The 23,963-nt window shown below is 44.0% G+C and carries 23 protein-coding genes; 17 read left to right on the forward strand and 6 right to left on the reverse strand.

All coding sequences use genetic code 11. From position 1 onward, the window contains the following. Window positions 1–94: 94 nt before the first annotated feature. The 5 genes from QFZ78_RS31915 to QFZ78_RS31935 all read right to left on the reverse strand — a co-directional run bounded on the left by QFZ78_RS31915 (window position 95) and on the right by QFZ78_RS31935 (window position 4,178). A complete protein-coding gene (locus QFZ78_RS31915) occupies window positions 95–847 on the reverse strand; it encodes a FadR/GntR family transcriptional regulator (RefSeq protein WP_307553358.1) in 753 nt (250 codons plus the stop codon). A gap of 204 nt (window positions 848–1,051) precedes the next feature. Further along, window positions 1,052–2,209 (reverse strand): UxaA family hydrolase, encoded by a 1,158-nt coding sequence (locus QFZ78_RS31920; RefSeq protein WP_307553359.1) that lies wholly within the window; start codon window positions 2,207–2,209, stop codon window positions 1,052–1,054. Window positions 2,210–2,212: 3 nt separating this feature from the next. Then, entirely contained in the window at window positions 2,213–2,491 is a 279-nt protein-coding gene (locus QFZ78_RS31925; protein WP_307553360.1) for a UxaA family hydrolase, read from the reverse strand. Between the two features lie 122 nt (window positions 2,492–2,613). Then, a complete protein-coding gene (locus tag QFZ78_RS31930; RefSeq protein ID WP_307553361.1) occupies window positions 2,614–3,399 on the reverse strand; it encodes a sulfite exporter TauE/SafE family protein in 786 nt (261 codons plus the stop codon). Between the two features lie 32 nt (window positions 3,400–3,431). After that, entirely contained in the window at window positions 3,432–4,178 is a 747-nt protein-coding gene (locus QFZ78_RS31935) for a GntR family transcriptional regulator (RefSeq protein ID WP_307553362.1), read from the reverse strand. A gap of 125 nt (window positions 4,179–4,303) precedes the next feature. Between QFZ78_RS31935 and QFZ78_RS31940 the strand changes: the two genes are divergently transcribed. The 12 genes from QFZ78_RS31940 to QFZ78_RS31995 all read left to right on the forward strand — a co-directional run bounded on the left by QFZ78_RS31940 (window position 4,304) and on the right by QFZ78_RS31995 (window position 15,050). Beyond that, window positions 4,304–5,026, forward strand: a complete 723-nt coding sequence (locus QFZ78_RS31940; protein WP_307553363.1) for a succinate dehydrogenase/fumarate reductase iron-sulfur subunit — start codon at window positions 4,304–4,306, stop codon at window positions 5,024–5,026. Beyond that, a complete protein-coding gene (locus QFZ78_RS31945; protein ID WP_307553364.1) occupies window positions 5,026–6,762 on the forward strand; it encodes an FAD-binding protein in 1,737 nt (578 codons plus the stop codon). Before QFZ78_RS31940 ends, QFZ78_RS31945 begins: the two co-directional genes overlap by 1 nt. 27 nt (window positions 6,763–6,789) lie before the next feature. Beyond that, window positions 6,790–7,203 (forward strand): succinate dehydrogenase, cytochrome b556 subunit, encoded by a 414-nt coding sequence (gene sdhC, locus QFZ78_RS31950; RefSeq protein ID WP_307553365.1) that lies wholly within the window; start codon window positions 6,790–6,792, stop codon window positions 7,201–7,203. Window positions 7,204–7,291: 88 nt separating this feature from the next. Then, window positions 7,292–7,654, forward strand: a complete 363-nt coding sequence (locus QFZ78_RS31955; protein ID WP_307553366.1) for a succinate dehydrogenase/fumarate reductase transmembrane subunit — start codon at window positions 7,292–7,294, stop codon at window positions 7,652–7,654. A 22-nt stretch (window positions 7,655–7,676) separates the two neighbouring features. Beyond that, the gene (locus tag QFZ78_RS31960) at window positions 7,677–7,934 is read left to right on the forward strand and encodes a fumarate hydratase (protein ID WP_307553367.1); all 258 of its coding nucleotides are present in this window, start codon (window positions 7,677–7,679) and stop codon (window positions 7,932–7,934) included. 1 nt (window position 7,935) lies between these two features. Next, the gene (locus QFZ78_RS31965) at window positions 7,936–8,583 is read left to right on the forward strand and encodes a fumarate hydratase (protein WP_307555979.1); all 648 of its coding nucleotides are present in this window, start codon (window positions 7,936–7,938) and stop codon (window positions 8,581–8,583) included. Between the two features lie 15 nt (window positions 8,584–8,598). Continuing rightward, window positions 8,599–9,204 (forward strand): FumA C-terminus/TtdB family hydratase beta subunit, encoded by a 606-nt coding sequence (locus tag QFZ78_RS31970; RefSeq protein WP_307553368.1) that lies wholly within the window; start codon window positions 8,599–8,601, stop codon window positions 9,202–9,204. Between the two features lie 90 nt (window positions 9,205–9,294). After that, window positions 9,295–10,122: a response regulator transcription factor gene (locus tag QFZ78_RS31975; protein WP_307553369.1), complete on the forward strand. Its 828-nt coding sequence runs from the start codon at window positions 9,295–9,297 to the stop codon at window positions 10,120–10,122. Further along, the gene (locus QFZ78_RS31980; protein WP_307553370.1) at window positions 10,119–11,885 is read left to right on the forward strand and encodes a histidine kinase; all 1,767 of its coding nucleotides are present in this window, start codon (window positions 10,119–10,121) and stop codon (window positions 11,883–11,885) included. The genes QFZ78_RS31975 and QFZ78_RS31980 overlap by 4 nt, the downstream gene beginning before the upstream one ends. A gap of 61 nt (window positions 11,886–11,946) precedes the next feature. After that, complete coding sequence (locus QFZ78_RS31985; RefSeq protein WP_307553371.1) at window positions 11,947–13,251, forward strand: ABC transporter substrate-binding protein; 1,305 nt, start codon at window positions 11,947–11,949, stop codon at window positions 13,249–13,251. A 72-nt stretch (window positions 13,252–13,323) separates the two neighbouring features. Then, the gene (locus QFZ78_RS31990; protein WP_307553372.1) at window positions 13,324–14,223 is read left to right on the forward strand and encodes a carbohydrate ABC transporter permease; all 900 of its coding nucleotides are present in this window, start codon (window positions 13,324–13,326) and stop codon (window positions 14,221–14,223) included. Then, complete coding sequence (locus QFZ78_RS31995) at window positions 14,220–15,050, forward strand: carbohydrate ABC transporter permease (RefSeq protein ID WP_307553373.1); 831 nt, start codon at window positions 14,220–14,222, stop codon at window positions 15,048–15,050. The genes QFZ78_RS31990 and QFZ78_RS31995 overlap by 4 nt, the downstream gene beginning before the upstream one ends. 88 nt (window positions 15,051–15,138) lie before the next feature. On the opposite strand, the gene QFZ78_RS32000 is transcribed toward QFZ78_RS31995, so the two are convergent. Then, a complete protein-coding gene (locus QFZ78_RS32000) occupies window positions 15,139–17,721 on the reverse strand; it encodes a LamG domain-containing protein (RefSeq protein WP_307555981.1) in 2,583 nt (860 codons plus the stop codon). Between the two features lie 289 nt (window positions 17,722–18,010). On the opposite strand from QFZ78_RS32000, the gene QFZ78_RS32005 reads away from it, so the two are divergent. The 5 genes from QFZ78_RS32005 (at window position 18,011) to QFZ78_RS32025 (ending at window position 23,919) form a co-directional block, all read left to right on the forward strand. Then, on the forward strand, window positions 18,011–18,202 hold the full coding sequence (locus tag QFZ78_RS32005) for a hypothetical protein (protein ID WP_307553374.1): 192 nt from the start codon (window positions 18,011–18,013) through the stop codon (window positions 18,200–18,202). Between the two features lie 133 nt (window positions 18,203–18,335). Continuing rightward, entirely contained in the window at window positions 18,336–19,955 is a 1,620-nt protein-coding gene (locus tag QFZ78_RS32010) for an extracellular solute-binding protein (protein ID WP_307553375.1), read from the forward strand. 110 nt (window positions 19,956–20,065) lie between these two features. Beyond that, window positions 20,066–21,034 (forward strand): ABC transporter permease, encoded by a 969-nt coding sequence (locus QFZ78_RS32015; protein WP_307553376.1) that lies wholly within the window; start codon window positions 20,066–20,068, stop codon window positions 21,032–21,034. Window positions 21,035–21,065: 31 nt separating this feature from the next. Continuing rightward, window positions 21,066–21,932 carry a carbohydrate ABC transporter permease gene (locus QFZ78_RS32020; protein ID WP_307553377.1) on the forward strand — a complete coding sequence of 289 codons (867 nt, stop codon included), beginning with the start codon at window positions 21,066–21,068 and terminating at the stop codon, window positions 21,930–21,932. Between the two features lie 13 nt (window positions 21,933–21,945). Beyond that, the gene (locus tag QFZ78_RS32025) at window positions 21,946–23,919 is read left to right on the forward strand and encodes a DUF4838 domain-containing protein (RefSeq protein ID WP_307553378.1); all 1,974 of its coding nucleotides are present in this window, start codon (window positions 21,946–21,948) and stop codon (window positions 23,917–23,919) included. Window positions 23,920–23,963: the final 44 nt, after the last annotated feature.

The raw sequence follows: 23,963 nt of genomic DNA on the forward strand, positions 1-23,963 counted from the left end.
CATCTCCTAACGCAGTAATCATTTCTACGTGCACTATAATATAATGCGATTTCCTGGAGTCTCTGGACAATTCCGATGCATTTTAGATTTTCTTCTATATATTCGTGTCCGTTGATTTAGCGGCTAACTCCAGTTCAAGCAGAAGGGTTTTCTCGACACTGCTCAAATGATCGAACATCCTAGAACGGGCCAGCTTTGTGTTTCGTTGAATTAAGGCCTCAGCGATTAACATATGCTCCTTAAGAGATTGCTCAACCCGCCCCGGAATTTTTATGGATTGCATCCTGCTTTCCCGCAGCAAATCAATCAAATTCGTCATTACCCGGATGACAACTTCATTACCAGCCGCCTCTGCGACCGACAGATGGAACTGCTGATCGGTTTCAGACAAAAACTTGTCACGTTCTTCTTTGGTTTGAAACTGTTGCTCTACGATAACTTTATTGTAACAGTCTCGTGTCGTTTCGTAGATTTGTTCCAAGAAGTCTGACGTTCCCCGCTTAGCCGCTTTGGCGGCGCTCTCCGTTTCAATCATCTTTCGAACTTCGAATAATTCATATATCGTGTCGGTCTGCAGAAACAAATAGGAGGCCAAATTGTCAAGACGCGCGCTTTGGTCTGCAACAAAAACGCCGTGTCCCTGACGAATTTTAAGTAAATTCATGGCTGATAAAATTTTGAACGCTTCCCGAATGGTTGGCCGACTGACATTCATCATTTCCGCCAACTCACGTTCAGAGGGAAGTTTATCACCCGGTTTAAGCTGACCGGAAGCGAGCAGTTCATGGATATGATCGACCACTTTGCGTGAAAATGTTTTACGTTCCTCATTAATCGATTTAAACAAGCATACCAACCTTCTTTCTCTTAACCCTGTACAAGGGACAGACGTAACTTCGTGAATGAACGGCTCCATTATAGCAAAATAGCGAAACTAAAGACATCCATTTCACGATATTCGGAAGGATGGAGCTCACAAATAAATGTATAGTTGGATACCTCGAAGGGCATCCAACTATGATGTATTGCTGTGAATGTGAACTCAGGTATCTTAAGCGCTTCTATACAGCTTGGTCATAACGAATTCTTTATGTCCAAGCGCTTCTGCAGCAGTCAAACGGCCGTTTACAACACGGCAGAGGTAATCCATCAGCAGATCGCCAGCTTCAGTTAAATTGATTTCACGAGATAACAGACCACTGCAGTCAACATCGATATGTTCACTCATTGTGTTTACTGTTTTTGGATTTGCTGTAACTTTGATAACGGGTTCAATCGGATTGCCGATAATATTGCCTTGTCCCGTAGGGAAGAAGTGGAGAACCGCCCCACCTGCGGCCATTAGCGTGATGCACTCTGCGGCAGCGGACGAAGTATCCATAAAGTAGAGTCCAGGCCCGTTTTGCGGCATTTCACCTGGTTCAAGAGCACCAATTACAGGCTTGCTGCCGGTTTTCTCGATATTGCCAAGTGCTTTTTCCTCGATCGTTGACAATCCGCCGGCAATGTTACCTTGCGTCGGTTGAGAACCCAGCAGGTCAACTCCTTGGGATTTAATTTCCGTAATGTAATCATCGTAAATGGACATAAACTTATTGCGGACTTCTGAAGTTGCACAACGATCAGCAATCAGATGCTCGCCGCCTGTCAGCTCTGAGGTTTCCCCAAAGAATACAGTTGCACCGGCATCGACCAGACGGTCAACGGCCTGACCGACAGTAGGGCAGGAGCCTAGACCTGTCGTCGTATCGGACTCACCGCATTTAATACTTACCTTTAGCTCGCTTAATTCGATAGGTTCACGCTGCAACTCGGAAGCCCATTGAACGAATTCTTTTGCTTTCCACGAAGCTTGGCGAATGATTTCCAGATCTCCGGTTCCTTCGATGGAGAAAGAGGCAACTGGCTTTCCGGTTTTGGCAATACCATCAGCAATGACTTTGGTCCAATTCGGCTCAATTCCAATAACGATCACTGCAGCTACGTTAGCATTAGAACCTGTACCGATCATGGTGCGGAAATGCAACTCTAGGTCTTTGCCATATTGAAGGCGCCCGTAAGCGTGGGGAAGGGACATAACGCCCTGAATATTGCGAGCTACCGCTTCACAAGCCGTATTGGAAATATCGTCTACAGGAAGAATAATTACATGATTGCGAATACCTACATCGCCGTTTTCTCTACGATAACCATAAAGTTGTTTTGTCATCTTCTACCACCTCAAAGTTTTGATATTATGGGTATGAACATAATCACCGATTTTAAAACCGTCTGGCGCATAACCGATTGGCAAGCCGTATTCCAGAACATGACCTTTTGGAGCCAACTCGGCTATGGATACTTTATGACCAAGAGGGATAGAGCTATTGGCTATAACCTCAATGGTTGATTCGTCATCCATAAAGACGCCGATCACTTTCTCGCCGGATTCGATGTCAGACGTAGCTACACCGACATGATCACCTTGTTTGTGAATTAGAAACTTGTGCATCGTGTAAGCCTCCTTTAAGATGATTTTTGGTACCTATCATAAGGGTAATAGGTAAGTGGTAAGTGGTAATACCAATTATGAAATCAGTATAATCTGACAACTTGGTTTTAGCAATACCATTTTCAAAATTTTGGTACGAGTCCATATATATGAAGTAGATCCGCCCAAATTTTGATCGAAACAATAATAATCGCAACAGCCATGATGGAATGAAGAGATTTAGATTTCATCCTTTTCCCGCGTCGCGATCCGATTAGTCCTCCAGGAATCGCACCTATGGCTAAAATTAAACCATCGAACCAAGGGAATTCTGTTCCAGCAGTTCCAACCGTTTTTCCGATGAGGGCACCGAATACAAGAAGTAATCCAACCGCTAGTCCAGTACCAACAGCAGTTCTAGATTCGATTTTAAATATATTCATCATGACAGGTAAATATAAAAAACCAGCTCCTAATCCAAACATACCGCCTAATAATCCGATACCGAGGCCCAAACAAATAGCCCAAGTTCTACTTCGGTAGGGAGTGGAGTTCTCTTCAACCCGACGCATAAACATGAAGGCCGTTGCAAACAGGGCAAGTATGGCAAAAATGGCGGTTAGCAGCTCATTGCTCATCTGTTCCGATAAAGCGCTGCCTAAAGCTCCGCCGATCAAAGATGGAGGTCCCATATTCCGAATTAGGAATCTATCGATGAGACGACTTCTCCAATAAGTAACCAATCCAGAGCTTGAGGAAAAAAGAGTCTGCACAATGACCATTCCAGCTATCATATGCATGCTGTATTCCTGTCCGAAGATAGGAGGGATGAGCAGCAATAAAAAAGTGAGAATTAACCCGCCTCCAACTGACATCAACCCCGTTAAAATACCACCTGTAAATCCAATGAGAATCAAAGCAAATGACATGTCATCATCTCCTCATTAGTTACTTATTTGTCCTATTTTCTAATCCCATCAACCAAAAAGGAATTGCCCGGTACATTCATATTCAGTTCACACAAGTCAGCCCGCAAATAAAGCTTGATATGCTCGATGGCCTGCTCTTCTGCAGTAAAGCTAGTTCGCGACAATTGGATCAAAGGCTCCTTAGCCGCAATTTTCAAGAGTTCAGCTTGTTCTTTATTGGCAGATAGGGCACGAATGGTAAGGTTAGCATTTTTCAGCGTGTATCCTCCATGCTTAGTAAGCAGTGTATAGCCAGCATTTTGTTCGGCCAATGGCCAAGTTACGATGGATGCCAGGTTCACTGGCAAATACATGAGGCTGAAACCAAAAACTTCTTCATCTCGGTAGTAGATCCTTTTAAGGAATAGGGATTGTGTAAAATGTTCCCCTAGAATGCTTATGACATCATCAGGCGTATCTGTTACCTTCATTTCAAGAAGTTTGGGTTCGAGGTCTTTTTGCAAAAAAGAATCGTAGAACGCCTCCATGCCGCCTAACTCTTGTTTAAGCTTCGGACCAATAACGAAAGTTCCTTTCCCTTGCTTTCTGACCACTAATCCTTTTTCATGCAAAATTTCAATGGCTTGACGGGAGGTCATACGGCTTACATTGTATGTTTCCATAAGCTCTGCCTCAGTAGGGATTTTCTGATCGGGTTGAAGCTCTCCCAATTGAATGGCAGACTCGAGAATGGCTGCAATTTGAGCATACATGCTGACGTGACTAGTGCGATCTATCATATAAAAATAAGCCTCCTAATCAAAAAATTAATGATTGACGAATCGTTCTATAACATTATAATACAAATTATAACGATTGAATACAATGTATTGACGAAAAGATTTTGAAATGAGGGGGATCCTTTGTGGCAGATGTCAAAATCAAAGTGCTTCGCTATCTTCCGGATGTCGATTCGGAGGCAAGGTATGATACCTATACGGTGGATGCGAAAGAGAATATGACAGTATTGGATGCACTATTTATTATTCTTACCGAACAGGATCAATCGATTTCATTTCGGTGCTCTTGCCGTCTTGGCATGTGCGGATCCTGTGGCATGATCATGAATAATAAAGAAGGTCTCGCTTGCCGGACAAAAATTGCAAAGTTGGGCTCGGAGATTACTGTGCGTCCACTGAGGAATTTGCCGATCATTAAAGATCTTGCCGTGAATATGGATCCGTTCTTTAAACAATGGCAGCGAATCAAACCATATTTTGTACCAACTGCAGAAGCAGCAACTGACTTTGCCGTTATTCCCCCGGACTCTGGACGTCGTGAAATTATTGATCAGAACATCGATTGTATTACCTGTGGAGCCTGTTATTCGGCCTGTACGTTAGTATCTTTGGACGATAGCTATATCGGTCCTGCCGCATTAAATCGAGCCTATACACTAGTAGCGGATGAACGGGATCAAGGGACTGGGCAGCGGATGGAGGTGGCTGCTGGTGAGGATGGCGTTCTTCGATGTCATACTCTGTTCAACTGCATGGAAGTTTGCCCGAAAAAGCTAGCTCCTACTTGGTCCATTCAGAAGCTGAAAACGCGCGCAGTTACCGCTGCATTAAAGGGAGGAAGCAAATAATGGAACGTGTCCAATGTGATATTCTCATTCTTGGCAGCGGAGGCGCCGGTTTATTCGCCGCCCATCATGCTTATGACAGTAATTCGAAATTGAAGATTATTGTCGCTGCCAAAGGTCTGGTAGGAAAAAGCGGATGCACAAGAATGGTTCAGGGCGGTTATAATGTCGTTCTGAATCCGAACGATTCCATCGATATGCATTTCAAAGATACCCTTAAGGGCGGCGGTATGATCAACAATCAAGAATTGGCCTGGACGTTGGTCAGCGATGCGCCAAAACGAATTCGTGAACTGGAAACGAAAATGGGTTGCTTTTTTGACCGCAATCCGGATGGAACGGTACATCAGAAAGCTTTTGCCGGACAATCATTTGACCGAACTGTACATAGAGGCGATTTAACGGGCATTGAAATCATAAATCGGCTAAGGGATCAGCTTTACGCAAAGGAAAGTGTTATTTGTTGGGATGAAGTACGTGCTGTTGAACTTCTATATAACGACAATCTCAGCGCTATAGCTGGGTGTTTAATGTTAAATCTTCGGAATGGAAAATTTATAGTGGTAGAATCGCTGGCTGTCATTATCGGGACAGGAGGCGGAGCTAGTATGTACAAGATTGCTGCGCCATCCCTGGAAAAAGCCGCGGACGGCATGGCAATGGCTTATCGGGCAGGGGCTAATTTCATAGATATGGAAATGATGCAATTCCACCCTACAGGACTACTAGCAGAAAATTCGCGCCTGAATGGCGGAGTCTTGGAGGAAGGACTGCGGGGTGCAGGTGGCCATCTCTACAATTCACTCGGTGAACGATTTATGCAAAATTATGATCCGGAAAAGATGGAGCGCTCTACGCGGGATCGTGTGGCACGGGCAGCTTATATGGAAATAATGGCTGGACGCGGAACTCGATTGGGCGGAATTCAAGTATCGGTTGCCCACTTGGGTCGCGAAAATGTATTAAGAATGTTCCCGGGAATGGTAGATCGATGCAAGGATGTTGGTCGCGATCTGAGCATGGAGCCAGTGGATGTAAGTCCTACCGGACATTTTCACATGGGTGGAGTTACCATAGATAAGGATTGCTTTAGCGGAATACCCGGATTGTTTGTAGCTGGTGAGGATGCAGGTGGGATTCATGGTTCCAATCGCCTAGGTGGTAACGGAGTGGCTGACTCCACGGTATTCGGTGCACGAGCGGGTGATGCGGCTGCTGAATATGTGACAACGGTAAAACGCCAGCAAGTATCTGAAAGTCAGGTGGATCAGTTTGTTCACCAATTGATACAGCCGTTCAAACGGGAAAAAGGCGAGAATCCTTTTCAATTACGAAAAGAAGTTAGCGACTTGATGTGGGAAAAGGTAGGTCTCGTAAGGAATGGCCCCAATCTTAAAGCAGCCATTGAGAAGTTAGCCGAATATGCTGAACGTGTTAATCAAATTAGTGTAGCTGGGGTGCGTGATTATAACCTTGCTTGGCATGAAGTGTTAAATGTGAAAAACATCGTGCAAATCGGACAAATGATTGCCATTGCTTCTTATTCGCGAACGGAGAGTCGAGGTTCTCATTATCGGACTGATTGCCCGGTAACGGATAATGTGAACTGGTACAAAAATATTTTCATAAAACAAGGTCAGAAAGGGCCTGAGACAGAGATTCATCCTGTTGAATTTACTCATGTGCAGCCTGAAGAAATTTTTGGCGAAGTTGCCAGAGTTAAAGTGGCAGCAAGTTAACTTAGCAAATGTTAGGAGAGTGAACAGATGCCAGAAGTAAAAATAACCAAAGATCACAGGTTAGTTGACGTAGACCCGCAGGTCTTAAAGGTAGATGTCTTGCGACGCCATTCCGTAGGGATGAAAGCTTGGCTGGTTCATCGTATTTCCGGAGTAGGATTATTATTATATTTATTAGCTCATATTGGCACGATGGGAACAGCGATGTTCATGGGGGAGGACGCTTTTCAGGGAGTTTTTCAAGTTTTGTTTCATAATCCTGTCTTTCTCTTTTTCGATTTAATCATTCTTGCCGGTGTTATAATTCATTCTTTAAATGGGATTCGATTGGTGTTAATGGATATGGGTTATTTTGTAAAAAGACAAAAAGAGTTGTTTGCGCTCATTTGTTGTCTTGCAGTAGGTATATTTATTTGGCTGTTTACTCGAGCATTCCTTTAACTAAACCCCAAAAAGTGACGTTATGCTTTGTAGCTTATTCCTATTACTTTTCGGGGACACCATACCTAATTAGGAAGGAGATATCCCCATGGATACGACATCTAAAATAAGAAGAAATGTTCTCACTTGGTTTTTTCAAAGAGTCAGCGGTGTCGCCCTTATTTTTTTAATAGTGATTCATATGTGGAACTTGCATTATGCTCATCCCGACGTACATCCAAGTTATCCGAATTTAATCGAACGTTTACGTACAATCGGGTATATCGCCTTGGATTTTAGCTTGTTAGCTCTTTCGTTATTTCATGGGTTAAACGGAGTCCGCAATATCGTTCTTGATTATACAAGCAACAGTCGTGTAATTAAGCGCTGGAGCCTTGGTTTGATGACTGTCGGAATTGTATTTTCCCTTTGGGGCGGGGCTGCTTTAATTAAAATTATGACCATGGGTTAACAAAACGGGGGAGGGTATGGGAATGAGCAACAAGCAAACGATCTGGCAAGTCGAGGAAAACATTTATAAGGAAATAGAGAACGCATGTAAAGAAATATATATTCGGTCATTAAAAGATCTTCCTCCTGATATTCGGGCAGCCGTACAGCGGGCTTATGATAAAGAAACGTATGAGACCGGAAAACAAATTTTGAGTACGATCTTAAAAAATATAGATGTGGCGGACGAAGAAAATATGCTGATTATGCCAGGATACGGGCATACCTGTTTTTTTCATTAAAATTGGCAGAAATGTTCGTTTCGATGGGATTCGACTGGAAGAAGCCATTCGTGAAGGAACGAAAAGGGCCACCCTAGAGCATCCTTTACGATCAAGTGTATGCGATACGATTACTCGTAAAAATACAGGAACTGCTATTGGTAAGAAAGTTCCAGTGCTCAATTGGGAATTTATTGAGGGATCGTCCATCGAGTTAATGGCGCTGCCCAAAGGCTCCGGATCTGAAAATATGAGTTATCTCAAAATGTTATATCCGGCTGAAGGGCTTAACGGCGCGAAAAAGTTTATTGTTGACTGCGTAATCAATTCAGGAGCAAATCCATGTCCTCCAACCTTAGTAGGTGTTGGTATGGGCGGTACGGCAGATCTCTGTACGGCATTGGCCAAGAAAGCTGCGGCAAGAGAGATTGGTAAACCTAATCCTGATCCAACCATTGCGGCACTTGAAGAAGAACTGCTAGATGCGATCAACCTGACTGGAATTGGTCCGAATGGATTGGGAGGAGCTGTTACGGCACTAGCCGTTCATATCGAAACGGCTGATACACATATTACGATGAATCCGGTTGCTGTCAATATGATGTGCTGGCCTGCACGCCGGATAAGAGCTACCTTTGAAGAAAGTCAACCGGTTGTAATTAGTTATTAATGAAGGGAGATTCTCATGGCACACCATCATCTTCAAACGCCTATGACAGACGAATTTGTTAAGCAGCTTCATGTAGGAGATACCGTTACAGTCAACGGACATATCTTCGGTATTCGCGATGCGAACCTGATCCGAATGTTTGATCATAAGATTGATCCGCCGGAAGATTTAATCCCACAACTTAGAGGCGCCGTAACCATTCATACAGCTCCAGGTGTCAAAAAACTGGAAAATGGAAAGTACGAAAAGGTATGTATTGGTACAACAACAAGTACGCGAATGGATCGTTTTGTAGAAGGATTGTTCGAGCGATTCGGCGTCAAGGCGATTACCGGAAAAGGCGGTATGCTTCAACCCGGTGCACAAGCTTGTGTCAATGTGGGCGGTGTTTATTTCTCCATCGTAGGGGGAGCAGCAGCGCTAGAAACCACACAGATTGAAGAAATTGAAGATGTGTGGTGGGAAGATTTAATGCCGGAAGCGATTTGGAAACTGCGAGTTAAAGACTTCGGTCCACTGCTCGTTTCCGTGGACAGCTATGGTGGAAATCTGTATAAAGATGTGAAAACCCAGGCAGTGAATAATCTCGATAAGATTTATGAGCGGTTAGGTATAAAATAGCAACCAAAGCGGAGCCAGCGAGATTACAGGCTCCGTTTTTAACTTTTCAGTAGTATCCAGATTTTACCTATCGGGAATGGGGTGCTCTGTATGCGAATTGTAGTTGTGGAAGATCAACAGGAATTGTGCAACGTGTTGGCCAAACGGATTTCCTGGCTGCACGATGACTACGAGATTGTTGGCAAGGCGTACAACGGTTTGGATGGTTTGAAGTTGATTCAAGTAACGCGACCGGATGCGGCCTTTATTGATATCCGCATGCCCTTTATGGATGGCTTGGAGCTATTGGAACGGTTAAGCAAGGAAGAGAAGCAGCAAACGAAATGCATTATTTTATCGGCCTATTCCGATTTCCCGTACACGCAACGATCTATTCGCAGCGGTGCGTTCGATTACTTATTGAAGCCTATATCCAATTCTATTCTTGAAGAGGTGCTGGTACGGCTGGCGGATGACATAGATGCGCGAATCGGATTGATTACAGCCAGCACGTCAACTGTGTTCGGTTTGCCCCAATATCCGCTGGGAGCATATGCAGAAAAGCAGTTAAACTTATTGATTCATGAGAAGAAAATTACGGATGAGGTCGTCCTACAAGTGCTAAGAATTATCAGTACAGAGTACATGCATGCTATTACACTGAGCAGTTTGGCTGAGAGATTACATGTCAGTGAGAGTCACTTGTGCCGCATATTCTCTAGAAAGGTAGGGATGAACTTAATTCAATTTCTGAACAGTTTTCGCATCAATCTTGCTAAAACCCTTATGGACGATACGGAAATGAAAATCGGCGACATCGCCAAAATGATAGGTTTTGGCAATATCACCTACTTTGGCCGGCTATTTCGTAAACAAACGAGTTTATCCGCTTCGGAATACAAACAATATTCTATTAAACCCAATGAGTTTTCGAGATGAGGGATTCATTATATCCATCCCATATGAAGTCGTCCCTCCGCAAAAAGATTGTGATTGGTTTTATTGTATTTATTAGCATTCCTCTCTTATTCTTTGAAATTGTCCTGTTTCGCTCTTGGCTAGGCACTACTCGGGGGATTGTTGTCCATCAGTATGAAACGATTCTCGGGGATTCCATACAATCTCTTCGTCAAAATCTCGTTTCCATAGAGAAAATGAACGATACTATTTACCGCGATTATCAATACGATAACTTGCTTCTCGACAAGTTGAAATTGTTATCGGACAACCCTTCTCTAACAAATGACTCCTATGTGAACGCTGTATTTACTCAACTAAGCAATCAGTTCTTCAGTCAAATGAATGCTCAGTTAATGTTCACCTACCTCTCTATGCAAGGTAATATTATATATCAACGCTCCAATGGATCCGCACAAGTGCATGTTTCAAACTTCTTGTCATCATACAAGGAAGAACCCTGGTTTCAACAAATAAAGGCAAACGGTCCGGTCAATTCGGTGTTCACGGCTCATGGATCCTATTTTCAAGCTGATGATCCATCCACTTACATCTCATTTGGTCAGGTGATTCGCAGCCCGGTCGATCTGCGGCTCTTGGGTGTTAGTTTGATAACTGTAAATACCTCCATGTTCGAGCAATTACTAAAGTCGCCTTCAGATAACAAATTGATCAAAACGGTTGTAACCGACTCGCAAGAGAAGCCCATTTATACGAATGACCATACCGAGCGTATCCCGGTGGATGCTTCCCACATATTTAAGCAAACGATCCAACCTTACAACTGGGAAGTCAGGGCCTATCTCTCTAGTGAGCGTCTTTCACGGAGTTACATCGTGCCTTTAATCCAGAACAACGGGCTATTTGTCATTGCTAACATCCTCATGCTGGCTGTGATTATCGTGTTTGTAACTCGTCAGCTAAAGCCTTTGTACATATTGGCGGACAAGATGGAGAAGGCCAAGGAAGGTCATTTTCATGTGAAAATCGGAAAATATTCAACCGACGAGCTCGGGATGCTAAGTGATATTTTCAATGAAATGACGACGGAGATTCAGCGTCTATTCGAAAATCAGAAGAAGGAATATCAGGAAAAGCTTTATTTCCAAATGAAGTCACTGGAGTCGCAAATCAACCCTCACTTTATCTATAATATGCTCGACTTGATTCAATGCCGTGTATACGAGGGAGATCCGGATAAATCATCGGATTTGATCGTAGCGCTGTCCGTTATTTTACGGTATACGACGACCCGTCCCGGGGAGAAGGTGACGTGCGCAGAAGAACTCAAATGGTTGAGAGATTATATCTTTTTACAGCAGCAGTTGATTGGCAAGCGGGTGGACGTTCAGATTGAATTCGAGGACCGGATCATGTCTTATAAGGTGAATAAGCTCATTCTACAACCCATTATCGAGAATGCATTCATTCACGGGTTCGAACAGATAAAGAAAAACGCCAAACTGCTGATAAAAGTCTATGAGGATGCCGGCCGACTTTTCTTTGAAGTAAGGGATAACGGCCGAGGTTTTCCGGAGCCGATCGATCTGCAGTTGACCCGGGACAACGTAGACGAGTTGAAAAATTGGGGAACCGGGCTATACGTGACAGCACAACGTTTTTTACTTCAGTCTGACAATGCAACTATCCATTTACACAGTGTATCTAGTGAGGGTACGTACGTCGTAATGAAGCAAGATTATGTTTCTCAGCAAATCTGTACGAATGATATGCTAATTCCGTAGGATAGAACGAAAAATGAAAGCCTTTTATAATAAAAATAATATATAAAAGGAGGTTGTGCCTTTGTTCCGTAAATCTATTTCATGGGGTGTCATCTGTGCGTTGCTGCTAGTGTTGTCGGTAGGGTGTTCAAGCAACGAATCGTCCAATGCCAGCACAGACAAGCCGCAAAGCAGCATAAAGCCCGAGGTGAAGAAGGATCCAGTTACTCTCAAAATGCAGATCGCTGAAGGTTTGATCGTCAACAAGGATATGGTATTAAGCATGATCAACGAATTCAAGAAAGTGCATCCGGAAATCAATGTGGAATTGGAGACTCTTCCCGCCGATCAAAGAAATGCAAAGCTGCAAACGATGATCACGACTGCTGAAATGCCGGACATTTACCAGCTCAATGCTCAACACGAATTAACCGCATTGTCTAACCAGGCGGGTTATCTGTACGATATGAGTCAGTTGGAAGCAGCCAAAAATTTCTCTGAGGATGTTCGCAGTGGCGTTACTGTGGACGGGAAATTGGTCGTATTTCCAACCGGTCTTGGTTTCGTGGGATTTGCGTACAACATCCCCCTATTTGAATCTATCGGCTATTCGAAGCCGCCGCAAACTTGGGAGGAATTGATGGATGCCGGAGAAAAGCTGAAAGCGAAGAACGTACCGCTCCTAGTGTACGCCGGCAAATGGGCGACGGCCATCGGCAACGTGTTCCATTGGACGTTCGGGAATAAGGGGCTTCAGGATAAAGATTTCCAGACAGCGTATCTAACCAATAAAGTAGATTGGGCAAAAAATAGGGATGTCTTGTTGGAAGGCTATGACCGTTTCAACAAGTTGAATAAATACGTGCTGACCGGAAGCTTTACTTATGCCATTGAACAAGGTTTTCAGGCGTTTGCGAAAGGTCAGGCGGCGATGGTGCTGGCCGGAACGTGGTCATCGGCAAATATCGATCTGAATAACCCGAACTTCAAATGGGGTTTCATGAACTTACCGTACGCGCCAGAGAAGGATAACAGCTACGTTTACACAATTGAGGACGGATTGGCGATCAATGCGAAGTCGAAGCATCTGGAAGAATCCAAAACGTTCATGAACTGGTTCTTTAGCAAAGAAAATTTCGCCAAGATTATTAAGGCCAAACAAAATATGTCGGCGATGCCTGGCATTGGCGAAGTCAAACCGGTATTTGCCGATACGCAGAATTGGCTGAAATCCGGAAGAGTTATTACATTCGCCAACCTGAAACCGATAACGAACCCGGTTTTCATCAAGTTGGCTGAGACGGCGCAAGGTGTTACATTTGGCGGCGATGTGAATAAGGCGGCAGACGAGTGGATCAAGGAATACAACGATAAAATTAAAAAATAAACCAATATTTCCGCTGGAGGGAAGACTTCATGCTTCTCTCCTTTTTTGCTAAAAGTTTGGAGGAATGCGTACATGAGAAGCAAAGGAACATTAAACCTCAAAACGTTTTGGATCGGCATTCTATTTTTGCTTCCTATTTCTGTCATGATCGTCACGTTTATGCTCGTCCCCATATTTCAAACCATGTACTACAGCTTAACGAATTGGGACGGACTGGGCGAGTACCGTTTTATTGGCTTCAGAAATTATCAGCGAATATTTTCGGACGCGTCTTTCGTCAAGACGTTGTATCGTACACTATGGATGGGAGTTGCCATCGCCTTGCTGACGAATGTTATCGGTATGCTGCTCGCCCTCGCCGTCAACCAGGCATTCAAGACGAAAAATTTGATACGGACGCTGTTTTATTTCCCTAAACTACTTCCAATCGTTTTAGGGGCGTACGTATGGGGCTATATTTTGGACACGAATAACGGGTTAATGAACAAAATTCTCAGCAGTCTTATGGGAAAACAGGTAAAAGTTTTATGGGTTGATTCACCCGACTTTGTGGCATACACCATCATCCTGGTAGCGGTTTGGCAGCTGACTGGGCCGATCATGATCGTCTACTTGGCTGCCCTTCAGTTCGTACCCAACGAGATCAAAGAAGCGGCCATCATGGACGGGGCTTCGCCTAGTCGAAAATTTTTCAGCATCATCCTGCCGATGATCGCACCGGGCATTACTGTAAACACGCTGATCGGATTGGCGTCCGGACTCAAGCTGTTTGATCTGCCATTTGCCTTGACGGGTGGAGGTCCTGCACGTGCTAGCGAGACGCTGGCAATCCGCATATACAGAAACGCTTTTCAATCGCTTGATTTGGCCTACGGAATGGCGGCAGCCTGCGTATTGGTCATATTTGTGTTGGTCATTACGCTATTGTTCGTCGTCGTGACCAAGAAGTATGAGGGGAGGGCTTACGAATGAATCCGCGAATGAAAAAAAGACTGTTCGAAGGATCCGTCCTACTATTAGCTCTTGTATACAGCATCCCATTGTATTTAATAGTGGTCAATTCGCTGAAATCCAATAATCAAATTCAACAGCACCCATTATCTTTTCCAGATTTCAGCATCGGACTGGATAACCTTGTTAGAGCGTTTAAAGCAATGGAAATACTTAAAGCGTATGCCGTCACTTTTTCCATTGCCATGATGAGTTTAACGTATATCATTTTCTTCTCCGCCATGGCTGCGTACGCTATCGCTAGAATCAATCACTGGTTTTTTCGGTCCGTATACTGGTTTTATGTATCGCTCATTTTGATGCCGATTCAGGCGGCTTTCATCCCGCTTATCTTCGTTTTGAAAAAGTTTCATATGTATAATAGCTTGTTCGGCATCTCCGCAGTTTATATCGGTGTGCTTTCCTCGTTCAGCATTTTTATGTTTGTCGGATTTATCCGGGGTATCTCCATCGAGTTGGAGGAAGCCGCGAAGATAGAAGGCTGTTCGACGATCCGTTTATTCGTTCAAATTGTATTTCCGCTGATGAAGCCGATTAGCGCCACACTATTTATTTTTCAATTCGTACACATATGGGATGACCTGTTGCTGCCCCTTGTACTACTGACCTCGAATAAATATCCCACAGTCACATTAAGTCTGTACAAGTTTTTCTCAGACCTTGGTCAGACCGATTTAAGCTTGCTATTTGGCGGATTTATACTCGTATTGGCTCCGGTTATCGTCATGTTCTTATTTTTGCAAAAATACTTTGTCAGCGGGCTGCAGGCGGGAGCTTTAAAAGGTTAGGCTAACGTAAGAGGAGTAAGATGCACAAAGAAGCCATCCCCACAGTTAGTGGGCTGGCTTCTTTGTGCGTATATTACAGTTACTGGAATTAACGTCCCAGCTCGTATTGATCCGAGATTTCGGTACTACTTAGTGCGCGATTGAATACTTGCGTATCATCGATCCAACCCTTCCAAAGGTTCCCGAAAGTTTTGCTAGCGCCAATGATCATACCACTAGCTTCGGAGGTGACGGTTCTAGCAGCGGAATTCTCCAGAACACCGTTCATGTAGACTTTCGCCGTCGTACCATCGTATGTTACTGCAAGGTGGACCCATTGGTTAACTGGAATGTTCGTAGTACCGATTAGCGCCAACCCGCCGAGGAATGTTCCTACAACGCCTGTGCTATCACGGTACAACCAAATTTTCCCGTTGGTTCCATCCTGTTGTAGTACATATTTCGCTGTACTTGCAGTACCATCATGTTTCACCCAAGCGGTTGCAGTGAAGCTGCTAGTGCCTGGATTTGCAACATTGGGAGAAGTAGCGTAGTCGTTTACACCATCCAAGTAAAGGGCATTACCAACTCGACCTGTAGCGAAGCTAGCACCATTGATCAATGTGGCTGCTTGACTATAGCTTGCGGAGTCGCTGCCTACAGTACCGGAAGTCTCGTCGAATTTCCACCAAGTGCTATTGTACTGATCCTTGATCTCATTCGCGGTCAGCTGACGGTTGTAGATAGAAACTTCGTCGATGCCACCGTTGAAGAGGTTGCCGAGAGTTTTACTTGCACCGATAATCATTCCGCCAGTAGGTTCAGAATTCATTGCGATCGTGCGAGAACCATCCTGTACACCATTCAAGAACAGGCGGACCGTCGTACCATCATAGGTCACGGCAACGTGTGTCCACGAATTGAGTGGAATTGTGCCAGTCGAGAAGGTTCCAGTACCGCCGAGGAATGTTTCCAGGCGACCGTCTTGGTAACGCAACAACCAGACCTTTCCATTGGTTCCGTCCTGCTGGAGGATGTATTGTGAAACGCCGGTGTCCGTGTCCGGTCTCACCCAACCCGATGCACTAAATGCGCCGTAGTTCGAAGGGGAAACTGGGTTCAAGATGTGAGGAGTAGTCACATAAGTGGAAGAACCGTTGAAATCCAAGGCGTTGCTAATCTTACCACCGATCCAACCGCCACCGCTTACTACTGTGCCATTACGAACGTATTCCGTACTGTCAGCCGCAACTGCACCACTGGTTTCGTTGAACTTCCAATAAGCTTGACGCTCCAAGTCTGTAACATTTAGTGTCGTAAACACTGCAAAACTTTGCGAATTTAGGCGCACTTGGGTATGTCCGATGAAGTCAGCTGAAACGGTACCTTTATCGGTAATACCACCATCGCCATTCTCATTCCAAACGAACAAACGGAACGCTGTATTAGCGCCAACTCCGTTAAAAGAGATGGTTGTCGTAGCGCCAGTGTCATTAAGTGCGTAAACTGCCAAGTTGCTAGAGTTTGGATCTTTGAGGGCATTCACAATCTTGCCGCTAACCGATCCTGTAACACTAACCAGGTTCCAGTGGCTGTTAGCCGTGTGTGTGAACAACCGCGTTGCGTTGTACACTGGCTTCAATGGGTAGCCATCTGTTCCACTGCCGATTTCGCTGTGGTACTGCGTACCATTATCATACTTCGCTTTGTAAGCATCCCATTTAGTCAAGGCAACGAACTTCCTCTTCATGGCATTCATCGTAAATTCGGCGTGCTCATAAGCGCTGACTATGGTATCTCCGATAGGGGTAGATGTGCCGTTTAAGCAACCCGGGTCGTAAGTGCAAGTGGTCTTCTCGCCACGCACCCCGTACTCCATGATGTACACTGGCTTCTGCCCAGCCGGCGATAAACCATTAATAATGGTGCGGACGCCATCTAAACGATCTATCCCATACTGCACATCATCATAATCCCAGTAGATGTGAATGGAGTAGCCATCAAGGATGTCGGTCATGTGGTCATCCATGTAATCGAACCAGGACTGTTGATTTGTAAGCAACAGATCGCCACCGATAAACTTGATACCGCTCTTTATTCCAAGCGTTGTAAGCTGCGTGTTCAGAGTGCGGTAGAATGTTTCATAATCGCTTTGCGTAATCGAGGTCGAGTTGACTTCGTTCTGAATCGTTACGTACTTGACGTTGGAATAACCCAGCGTCACTTTCAGACGGTACAACTCGTTGGCAAAGGCCTGCATCTGCGTCGTGATATTGGTGTAAGGACCATGCCAATAGGTGATGTTAACTTCAGCACCGGAGCTTTGCGCTAACGCCACAGTTTGCTCGAAGGAAGCCATATAATCCGGATAATTGACGGTATCTTCGCCTCTGGAATCGTAGAATATTCGGACGATCTGCGAATCGAGAGCCCTTACTTTACTCTCCAACAGACCAACGTTACCAGTAGTAATTCCGTCTACTGCGCTAATCGTAGAGTATAGATTCTGATTGTACTCCGTACCGCTACCGACGAAATCGGATTGCAACACGGTACCTGTATTTACTGTGAATTCGGATGCAGCAAGTGCGTTCTGAGGAGGGAGAATTAGGACAGCGGAAGCAACAGTTAGAAGAGTAACAGCAGCGGATATTACAGACTTCTTAAACAATTTGAAAGACTTCAATCTCATCACCGTTTCACACTCCAATTCCGGATTTGTGATCGGGACATCCAGATGCAATCATCTCTTGATGGCAGTCAGTATTAAAATATACGATGACTACAAACTTGATGTGCATCCGACCAATGTGTAATTGGCACATTTGAAACCTTGACCTTCGAAACTAGTTGTATGAGTTGGAACTCATCTTCCTTACTTAAGGCCTCCTTTCCATGAAATAGGTTCCCTGCATCTCTAGATATAGCGGAAATGGATTGACTTGTATATGTGTTTTTTTATAAATTCATGGCGATATCGATTGTGGAAGCGCTTAATCAATAAAAATAATAAATATACACGTCAACTACTGAAAGAAGGCGGATATGAAGCGGAGGCCTTCGTCCTTCACGGGTATCGCGGTCCTTTCGTACCGGAGAATGAATGGATTATCCTAGGTGCCGTTATAGAGGCAGAGGAAAGACTTCATACTCCAAAAGAGGAGAGAACATAGTAAATTAGTCATAAAAGCACATAACATCAACTATTTCTTCCATATTCGAACGAATCTATTTCTTTTAAGCTTGAAGAAACGCTGAGGCGTTCAAGCATCATCCAATTTGAAGCAAGGCGAAGGGGGAAAGTACATGAGATCAAAAAAGTGGTTACCCGTAACACTGACGGTCACGATGAGTATTTCCGCATTGCTTACAGCATGTTCGAAAGATACGCCTGTAGCAACAGATGTTAAAGCAACAGATGCTAAGGTATCCGAAGCACCCAAGGCGCCAGTCCCGGCAACGTTTAACGTTTTGTCCAACGACGGTGGATATGCTTACACCAAAACGGCGAAAAAAGATGACTTGTATCACACGGAAATGGCAAGGTTATTCTCCGAGTTTGTTGGTCAGCCTACGACGATTCAGTATGAATTTATCCCATCTGCTGATTACACGCAGCAAGTGACGGTCCGGTTCGCATCTGGTGACATTCCAGAGGTTGTTACATCGGACTCCATTCTTAACTCTGCGCATTCTACTGCGGTGGAGAACGGCATATTTCTTCCATTGAACGATTTGATTGACAAGTACGGGAAAAATATTAAGGCGAAAGTTCCTGATACGACTTGGGCTCTTCCCTCTCTGAGCAAGAATGGAAAAATTTATGGGATTCCGAAGCTGTTAACTCCAATTAACCCTCAAGCACTTCTGATCCGTAAGGACTGGCTCGATAAATTAGGCATGAAACAACCTGAGACGATGGAAGAGTATCTCGCTTTCTTCGAAAAGGTGAAAACTACCGATCTAAATGGCAATGGAAAAAATGATGAAGTCGGTTATGAAATTCGTGGTTTGTTTGGATTCAGTAACTTCTTCTTCTATGCTCACGGTCTTTCACCGGGTGAAAATGGAGCGCTTGTTTGGCACGATGTAAACGGCATGTTTATCCCGGATATTATTAATCCGAAGATGAAAGAGGCTATGAAGTTCTACAAGATGCTGTATGACAAAGGCTACATGAACAAAGATTTCATTAACGTAAAAGACGCTGATTGGCAGAAGGCAATTTATGACGATAAAGTCGCAACTTGGAGCCACGATTTACGGAACTTGAACCAGTGGACGCCGGACAGATTTGCTGGTAAAAGCGCGAAAATCGATTTGCTGCCAGGTATGAAACAAACCGATGGCAAATATTTACTCGGTCCAAAAGGAACTGGAATTGCCAAAGTGTATATTCTGACCAAAAACGCGAAAAATCCAGAGCGCTTCATCCAATTCCTTGACTGGACTTACTCGGATAACGCGAAGAAAGACACTTTCTTCCGTTACGGTATCAAAGACCGTAACTACACAGAAGCAAACGGTCAAATTACTTGGGATCCTAAAGCTCCTGTTAACGCGAATGAAAAGCTGCAATACCAGACACTCGTGAACCCGGCTGGCGATACACGGATGGATCCTGAAGTGGTTAAAAGAGAAGGTTTAGTCGATCCTGAGTTGGTTAAAAAAGGCATAGGATACGAAGAGAAGAACTTATTCGAGATTCCAAGTATGAGTATGCCAACGCCAGAGTCGATCAAAACAAAACCAGAACTTGGTTTCGCTGCAGGTTCATTGTTCCTAGATACACTTACTCAAATTATGATTGGCAAGATTGATCCTGACAAAGGCTTTGACGATTTCGTGGCTGATTGGAAAAAACGCGGTGGAGATCAGGCAATCAAGGAAGCAAATGACTGGTATGCTAAAAACAAAAAGAAATAATGATTATCAACTTGGGGGGGAAGTGAAAACTTCCCCTTTCATCTCTAATTTCCATCATTTCATGACAATACGTTATACGCACTGAGCAATCAAGTAAAGGTGGTTTTCTGATGAGCAACACTTCCCCAACTAATAATATCGCTCCAAATCGGAAGCTGTCACGTTTTAACATCCCATCTCTAATTAACAAGATCGGTTCCAATCGCAAGCTGGCTCTATTCCTTATTTGCTTGCCTGGATTAATACACTTTGCAATATTCAAATATATCCCTTTGTTTGGGAATGTCATTGTTTTTCAAAAATATGACATTTTCAAAGGTGTTTTCGGTAGTGAATGGGTAGGCTTTTTGCATTTTAAGAGCATGTTTTCGTTATATGATTTTTATCATCTTCTTAAAAACACGCTCATTATGAGCTTTTATAGGTTGATTTTTAGTTTTCCAGCACCGATTATTCTAGCTTTATTCCTGAACGAAATCAGGCACATGCTGTTCAAACGTACGATACAGACCATGTTATATTTCCCTCACTTCTTGTCATGGGTCATCGTTGGAGGGATTTTCTATCAGCTACTAGATCCTAAAGGGATGATTAATGATCTCCTCGCATGGTTCGGTATGGAAAGAATCATCTTCCTGCAAGATTCTCGGTTTTTCCGGGCCATTGTAGTTAGTTCTGCCATATGGAAAGAGGTTGGCTGGGGCATGATTCTGTATTTAGCAGCTATTGCTGGAATCAACCCTAATATATATGAAGCTGCTACTGTTGACGGTGCGAACCGCTGGAAGCAAATGTGGTTCATTACGCTGCCTAGCTTAATGCCCACACTCGTCATCTTGCTCCTGTTGCGGATCGGTCACATACTGGATACCGGTGTTGAAGAAATGTTGATTTATGCCAACTCGCTTAACCGGAACGTTGCGGATGTATTTGATGTCTATATCTATCGCGTTGGTATTCAAGGGGCACAATACAGTTATACGACAGCCCTCGGCTTTTTCAAAGCGATCGTAGGACTTATATTGATTTTGGGAATGAACAAATTAGCTAAACGCGTAACAGGTGAGAGTATCTACTAAGGGATCTTTTTGCAAGAGGAGGGACTGTACATTGCCAATTTATAAATCTGAACGATTGTTTCATTTTATTAATGGTTTGTTTTTTGCAGTGCTTAGCTTATCCATGCTTGCTCCTATGCTGCATGTGCTTGCGGTTTCTCTAAGTTCTAACGAATTTGTGAAGTTAGATCAAGTCTTCTTGTGGCCTAAAGGGTTCAATACGTCCGTGTATCAAATTATTCTTACAGAATCCCATATGTGGAGGGCTATGGCAGTTACTTGTTACATCACGATTGCGGGGACGCTTACTTATTTGTTTTTCACCTCCACGATGGCTTATGCGCTTTCAAGATCGATGATGCCTGCACGTAAACTAATATTGAAACTCCTTATTGTGACTTTCGTTTTCTCAGTGCCGTTAATACCTAAATTTCTAGTAATCAAAAACTTAGGTATGATCAATACGTACTGGGCTCTAATTATTCCAGGAGCGGTGGGCGCGTTCGGCGTCATTATTATGAAAACGTTCTTTCAGGGAATCTCTGCAGAGTTGTTCGATGCTGCTTCAATTGATGGATGTTCTGAATTCGGGATTTTTGCCCGAATTACGATCCCGCTATCTCTGCCCGTATTCGCGACGTTAGGGCTTTTTCATGCGGTAGGCGAGTGGAATTCATATTTTGATGCGTTGATCTACATTCGAGACAAACAGATGTATCCGCTGCAAATTATATTGCGGGGGATCGTCCAGGATAGTCAACTTTCACTCGAGTTCGACCAATCACAAATTCAAGAACACACCGTCGAATCCATGAAGTCCGCTGTCATTATATTTGCAACAGGCCCCATTATTTTCGTCTATCCATTCATACAAAAGTATTTTGTCAAAGGTGCCAATGTGGGCTCCTTAAAGGAATAGGAGGAGGTCGCACATGGCATTGAACAATGCAGAGGTTAAAATAATGACGATTGTGACAAAGAATAATCAACCAACAATTCTTTTTGCCATTGAAGAGCTTTCGAAATATTTACTTCTCATGTCCCCCGATTACCGAATTGATTCACTTAAAGAAGCCACCCATACCGAGAGTGAAGCGGCTTACCTTCGGGTAGGCTTGTTCGGTGAATTGGGCATTTCTATGCCAGTATTAGCTGCTCCTGAGTTGGACGATGCCATCTATATCGATGTAACAGAAGGAAAGGGCCATATTGCCGGTTCCAATCCACGAAGTGTTCTGTTAGGCGTGTATAGGTTTCTCGAAGAGGCCGGATGCCGCTTTCTACGACCTGGAGCAGATGGAGATTATGTACCCAAGAAAGCTCTTGAGACCATCGATGTTAAGGTTAACGAAAAAGCAACCTATCGGCATCGAGGGCTTTGCATTGAGGGAGCTGTGAGCATAGAGAATATGCTTGATAACATTGATTGGGCGCCGAAAGCAGGCTTCAATTCCTACTTCTTGGAATTCAAAACTCCCTTTACATTTTTTGACCGCTGGTACGGTCATCGGCATAACAAGTACAAACAACCCGAGACCATTACAATCGAACAAGTGGACGCCTTTACGGTCGAAATGGAGAAAGAAATCAAAAAGCGCGGTCTTCTCTACCATGCTGTAGGTCACGGCTGGACAGGAGAACCGCTTGGACTTCCTTGTTTAGGTTGGGATGCAGTAGATTATGCGGTGGATGAAGATAAATCTCGCTTTTTGGCCTTAGTGGATGGCAAACGGGAGCTATGGCACGGTGTACCGTTGAATACGAATTTATGTTTTTCGAATCCAGAAGCGAGAAGGCTGGTCGTCCAATACGCAGCTGATCATGCACAGAATAACCCCCATATCGATATGCTGCATCTGTGGTTAGCAGATGCGTTCAATAACCACTGCGAATGTGAAAACTGTGTAAAGACGCTGCCGTCAGATTTTTATTTAATGATGTTAAACGAATTGGATGAGGAATTGACTTTAAGGAATCTGAGCACCAGAGTCGTGTTCCTGCTATATTTGGATCTACTTTGGGTACCAGAGACCGAAACATTGAAAAATCCGAGTCGCTTCATGCTTTTGTTCGCACCGATAAGCCGAACCTACAGCCAAAGCTACGATTCGGATACAACGGGTATCGAAATCCAACCTTTTGTTCGAAATCGGTTGAAGTTCCCGACGAACATCCGAGAGAACGTCGCCTTCCTGAAAGCGTGGCAACATTTATTTGACGGGGATGGCTTTACCTACGAGTATCATCATATGTGGGATCATTATCTGGATCCAGGATATTTCCAAATGGCGGATATGATTAGCCAAGACGTGAAAAATTTAAAGTTGCTTCGATTAAACGGAATCATCAGTGATCAAACACAGCGATCTTTTTTCCCAACTGGCCTCGGCATGTATGTGCTTGGAAAAACATTATGGAACGATGAAGCGGACTTTAGACAATTAGCCAAAGAATATTTCATTGCTTCGTTCGGAGACGAGGGTGAAGCTTGTTTAACTTATTTGGAGACGATCTCAGACCTATTTGATCCACCTTATATGAGAGGGGAGAAGCCGAGGGTCAGCAGCGAAGCAGCGGACAAACTGCGGTCTGTACAAGAGGTAGTGAACGCTTTTCGACCTGTTTTGGAGAGAAACCTAGGTTCCGAGCTCCATCCAACGATCGCAAAATCATGGGATTATTTACAAATACATGCGAATATCATAAGTCTTCTTGCTTTTGCTTTAGAGGCCAGAGCGGATGGCAGGGCGGAGGAAGCGCGACAACTTTGGGCACAGACATCCGATTATGTCCAGCGGAATGAAGATCTGTACCAGCCAGTTTTTGATGTTTTCCTGTATATTCAAACGCTGCACAAGATGTTTGATGATGAAACAAAAACTCATTTCGGCGGAGAAGTCACCTAAGTGTCTGCCCGCCGAAGTAGTTTTATCGGACATACTCCTTATAC

The sequence above is a fragment of the Paenibacillus sp. V4I5 genome (assembly GCF_030817255.1).
In the GTDB taxonomy this organism is placed as follows: Bacteria; Bacillota; Bacilli; order Paenibacillales; family NBRC-103111; genus Paenibacillus_E.

Bases quoted from the DNA above. Each gene is read 5' to 3' on its own strand.
- QFZ78_RS31995 (WP_307553373.1), top strand. From the start codon at position 14,220: ATGAATCCGCGAATGAAAAAAAGACTGTTCGAAGGATCCGTCCTACTA.
- QFZ78_RS31990 (WP_307553372.1), top strand. From the start codon at position 13,324: ATGAGAAGCAAAGGAACATTAAACCTCAAAACGTTTTGGATCGGCATT.
- QFZ78_RS31945 (WP_307553364.1), top strand. From the start codon at position 5,026: ATGGAACGTGTCCAATGTGATATTCTCATTCTTGGCAGCGGAGGCGCC.
- QFZ78_RS31920 (WP_307553359.1), bottom strand. From the start codon at position 2,209: ATGACAAAACAACTTTATGGTTATCGTAGAGAAAACGGCGATGTAGGT.
- QFZ78_RS31930 (WP_307553361.1), bottom strand. From the start codon at position 3,399: ATGTCATTTGCTTTGATTCTCATTGGATTTACAGGTGGTATTTTAACG.
- QFZ78_RS31975 (WP_307553369.1), top strand. From the start codon at position 9,295: ATGCGAATTGTAGTTGTGGAAGATCAACAGGAATTGTGCAACGTGTTG.
- QFZ78_RS31935 (WP_307553362.1), bottom strand. From the start codon at position 4,178: ATGATAGATCGCACTAGTCACGTCAGCATGTATGCTCAAATTGCAGCC.
- QFZ78_RS31980 (WP_307553370.1), top strand. From the start codon at position 10,119: ATGAGGGATTCATTATATCCATCCCATATGAAGTCGTCCCTCCGCAAA.
- QFZ78_RS31970 (WP_307553368.1), top strand. From the start codon at position 8,599: ATGGCACACCATCATCTTCAAACGCCTATGACAGACGAATTTGTTAAG.
- QFZ78_RS32015 (WP_307553376.1), top strand. From the start codon at position 20,066: ATGAGCAACACTTCCCCAACTAATAATATCGCTCCAAATCGGAAGCTG.
- QFZ78_RS31925 (WP_307553360.1), bottom strand. From the start codon at position 2,491: ATGCACAAGTTTCTAATTCACAAACAAGGTGATCATGTCGGTGTAGCT.
- QFZ78_RS32000 (WP_307555981.1), bottom strand. From the start codon at position 17,721: ATGAGATTGAAGTCTTTCAAATTGTTTAAGAAGTCTGTAATATCCGCT.
- QFZ78_RS31960 (WP_307553367.1), top strand. From the start codon at position 7,677: ATGAGCAACAAGCAAACGATCTGGCAAGTCGAGGAAAACATTTATAAG.
- QFZ78_RS32010 (WP_307553375.1), top strand. From the start codon at position 18,336: ATGAGATCAAAAAAGTGGTTACCCGTAACACTGACGGTCACGATGAGT.
- sdhC (WP_307553365.1), top strand. From the start codon at position 6,790: ATGCCAGAAGTAAAAATAACCAAAGATCACAGGTTAGTTGACGTAGAC.
- QFZ78_RS31955 (WP_307553366.1), top strand. From the start codon at position 7,292: ATGGATACGACATCTAAAATAAGAAGAAATGTTCTCACTTGGTTTTTT.
- QFZ78_RS32025 (WP_307553378.1), top strand. From the start codon at position 21,946: ATGGCATTGAACAATGCAGAGGTTAAAATAATGACGATTGTGACAAAG.